We start from the raw sequence: 3,297 nt of genomic DNA, 5'->3' as shown, positions 1-3,297 counted from the left end.
CGGCCGCCCGTGGTCGCCGGTGGTCAGGGCCGCGGTGGGGGCCCGGGGGCGGCCCGCGGCCCCGGCGGCGCGGGTCCCGCCGTGCGCGGACGTTCGGTGTGTGGCGCCCTGGATACACCGCGAGGGTTCGGCCCCGGAGTCCGCGAACCCGTGCACGCCGTCGCAGTGAGGTCGTCACCATGTCCCATGCCCCCTCCCCACCAGGACCGCCGAACGGCACCCGGCCCGCCCCGGCCCCGGCCCCTAACCGGCGCGCCGCCCCGCTCACCGGCCCCGGCCGGACCGGCCGGACCGGCCGGGGCGGTGCCGCCCTGGTGACGGGTGCCTCCTCCGGCATCGGCGCGGCCGTGGCGCGCCGACTGGCCGCCGAGGGGAACTGGCGGCTGGTGCTGAACGGGCGTGACGTCACTCGACTGGAGCAGGTGGCCGCGCTCGCCGGAGCGCTCGCGCTGCCCGCCGACCTGACCCGGCCCGGCGCCGGCCGCCGGCTCGCCGACCTCACGCTGGACCACCTCGGTCGGGTGGACCTGCTCGTGGCCGGTGCCGGGGTGGGCTGGGCCGGGGACTTCAGCGGCATGCCCGCCGCGCGCATCGACGAGATCGTGGGAGTCGACCTGCTGGCCACCGTGCACCTGGTGCGCGCCGTGCTGCCCCACATGATCGCGGCCGGCTCGGGGCGCGTCGTGCTCGTCGGGTCCCTCGCCGGCAGCGTGGGCGTACGGGGGGAAGCCGTCTACTCCGCGGCCAAGGCCGCTCTGGGCGTCTTCGCCGACTCCCTGCGCTACGAGCTGCGGGGCACCGGGGTGGGCGTCAGCCATGTCGTCCCGGGGGTGGTCGACACGCCCTTCTTCGACCGGCGGGGCATCCCCTACACGCGGACGTGGCCGCGGCCCGTGCCCGCCGAGCGCGTCGCGGACGCGGTGCACGCCGCCGTGCTGCGCGGCAGGGACGAGGTGTTCGTCCCCGGCTGGCTGCGTCTGCCCGCCCGGCTGCGGGGCGCGGCACCCGGCCTCTACCGGCGCCTCGCCGCTCGTTTCGGGTGACCGGGCCGTGACCACCGCAGGGACGGGGTGTCGGGCCCGGGTCGCGCCGGCGGGGCGTCGTCCCTCGCGGGCGGGTGCGTCATGACCGTCGTCACCGTGGTGCTGGCGCTGCTCGCGGCCCTGTCCAACGCGTCCGCCTCGGTGCTGCAACGCCGGGCCGCCGTGCAGGAACCGGACCGGGGCGGCGGGGCGCAGTCGGCCCTGCGCCGGCTCGCCGGACTGCTGCGGCGTCCCTCCTGGCTCCTGGGCACCGGGCTGCTGGCACTGTCCAGCGTCCTGCAGGCCGGGGCACTGGCCACCGGCAGCCTGTCCCTGGTGCAGCCCCTGCTCGCCGCCGAGCTGCTGTTCACCCTCGCCGTGGGCAGTGTCGTCTTCCGCCGCCGCCCGGACATCCGCACCTGGCTGGCGTTCGCCGCACTCGCCGGAGGACTGGCCCTGTTCCTGCTGGCCGCGGCACCGACGCCCGGCCGGCCCACCGCCCGGCCGGGCGCCTGGCTGCCGGGCGGCTGCGGAGCGCTCGCCGCGGTGGTCCTGCTCGCGCTGGCCGCCCGCCCGGTCCGGGGCGCGTCCCGGGCGGCGTTGCTCGGCCTCGCCTCGGCGGTCACCTTCGCCACCACCGCGGCACTGCTCAAGGAGGCCGTGGGGCGGCTGGCGCACGGCCCCGCGGCGATGTTCACGCACTGGTCGCTGTACGCCACCGGCGCCGCCGGTCTCGTGGCCTTCCTGCTGCTCCAGGGGGCGCTCGCGGCCGGATCGCTGACCGCCTCCCAGCCCGCGCTCACCCTCGGCGACGCGCTCACCAGCGTCGTCCTCGGCTGGGTGCTGTTCGACGAGACCATCCGCCTGGGGCTGCACGTGCTGCCGGAGGTGATCGGCATCGCCCTGATCGGGGCGGGGAGCATCGGCCTGGCCCACGCGTCCTCGGCCGCCGGGGAGTGGGACACCACGGACCCGACGGACTCCCCCGGCTCCACCACCGCCGTCCCGCGCACCCCGAGGAGGTAGGTCACCGATGTCCCCCGTGCCCGGCGGTTCCCGGCGGACGGCCGCCCTCCTGCTGCCGGCCGCTGCCGCCGCGGCCCACATCGCCCCGGCGGCCACCTGGCTGCCGGGCCCGCGGGCCCTGCTGTTCCCCGGGCTCGCCGGCACCGGACGCCGCCGGCACATCGCACTCACCTTCGACGACGGACCGGACCCGGTGTCGACCCCGCGCTTCCTCGACGCGCTGGACGGGCTCGGGGTACAGGCCACGTTCTTCCTCGTCGGCGAACACGTGGTGCGCCATCCGGCCGTGGTCCGCGAGACCGTACGGCGCGGGCACGAACTGGGCGTGCACGGCTGGCGCCACGACCGGCCCTGGCACCCCGCCTTCGTCCGTGACGCCGAGGAGATCGCCCGGACCGTCCGCGCGGTGCACGACCTCACCGGGCACCGCCCGCGGTGGTACCGCCCGCCGTACGGCATCCTCACCACCGGCCGCTGGCGGGCCGCCCGCCGGGCCGGACTGCGCACGGTGCTGTGGTCGGCCTGGGGCCGGGACTGGACGGCGGACGCCACGCCGGAGTCGGTGCGGGCCCGGGTCGCCGCGGACCTGCGCGGCGGCGGCACCGTCCTGCTGCACGACTCCGACCGTTACTCGGCTCCCGGCTGCTGGCACGCGGCACTGGGCGCCCTGCCGGCCCTCGTCCGGGACTGCCGGCGGGCCGGCCTGGAGGTGGGGCCGCTGCGCGCACACGGCCCGGCCCCGGCGCCCGCCCCGGGGGAAGCCCCCGCCAGGTGACCGCGGCGGCCGTACGCGGGCCCGGACACGGCCGCTCACCCCGGCGCCAGGTGCTCCATCGCGTCGCACCGGAACAGCGCCCGGCCGCGCGTCACCCGGGCCGCGCGCTCCTCGCCGCCCTCCCGGAGCGCGGCCAGGGCGGCCAGCAACGCGGGGCCGTCCGGGGCGAGCGCGGACAGGCCCAGGTCGGCCATCCGCCGTACACCGTCCGCTCCGTGACCGGGCAGCGGACGGTGGCCGACCACGGGCAGCCCCGAGGCGAGGGCCTGCACGGCGGTCTGCCCGGCGGCGTTGTCCACCAGGGCGTGGCACGCGGCCAGCAGCCCGGGCATGTCGTCGACCCAGCCCAGGGCCACCGCCGCGGGCTCCCGCGACATGCGCGCCAGCAGCCGCTCGTTACGGCCGCACAGCACCACCGGCAGCCAGCCGGCCGCCGCCAGCAGCCGCGCGGTGCCGGCCGGCCGGGACGCGGCG

General features: G+C 78.6%; 3 protein-coding genes and 1 pseudogene. 3 read left to right on the top strand and 1 reads right to left on the bottom strand.

Translation table 11 applies throughout. The features are described from left to right. Positions 1 to 179 precede the first annotated feature (179 nt). The 3 genes from GT045_RS34320 (at position 180) to GT045_RS34310 (ending at position 2,823) form a co-directional block, all read left to right on the top strand. Positions 180 to 1,043: an SDR family NAD(P)-dependent oxidoreductase gene (locus GT045_RS34320; RefSeq protein WP_161336583.1), complete on the top strand. Its 864-nt coding sequence runs from the start codon at positions 180 to 182 to the stop codon at positions 1,041 to 1,043. A gap of 81 nt (positions 1,044 to 1,124) precedes the next feature. Continuing rightward, the gene (locus GT045_RS34315) at positions 1,125 to 2,048 is read left to right on the top strand and encodes a DMT family transporter (protein ID WP_161291393.1); all 924 of its coding nucleotides are present in this window, start codon (positions 1,125 to 1,127) and stop codon (positions 2,046 to 2,048) included. A gap of 7 nt (positions 2,049 to 2,055) precedes the next feature. Continuing rightward, a complete protein-coding gene (locus tag GT045_RS34310; protein ID WP_161336582.1) occupies positions 2,056 to 2,823 on the top strand; it encodes a polysaccharide deacetylase family protein in 768 nt (255 codons plus the stop codon). 35 nt (positions 2,824 to 2,858) lie between these two features. Here the strand turns inward: GT045_RS34310 and GT045_RS34305 are convergent. Beyond that, positions 2,859 to 3,297, bottom strand: a pseudogene (locus GT045_RS34305) (galactosyldiacylglycerol synthase); the annotation flags it as partial.

It is taken from the genome of Streptomyces sp. SID486 (assembly GCF_009865385.1).
Lineage (GTDB): Bacteria > Actinomycetota > Actinomycetes > Streptomycetales > Streptomycetaceae > Streptomyces.
The sequence above is the reverse complement of the archived record's forward strand: the minus strand, read 5'-3'. Positions and strand labels throughout refer to the sequence as shown.

Excerpts from the sequence above, each read along its gene's own strand:
- GT045_RS34310 (WP_161336582.1), top strand. The coding sequence starts at position 2,056 with ATGTCCCCCGTGCCCGGCGGTTCCCGGCGGACGGCCGCCCTCCTGCTG.
- GT045_RS34315 (WP_161291393.1), top strand. The coding sequence starts at position 1,125 with ATGACCGTCGTCACCGTGGTGCTGGCGCTGCTCGCGGCCCTGTCCAAC.
- GT045_RS34320 (WP_161336583.1), top strand. The coding sequence starts at position 180 with ATGTCCCATGCCCCCTCCCCACCAGGACCGCCGAACGGCACCCGGCCC.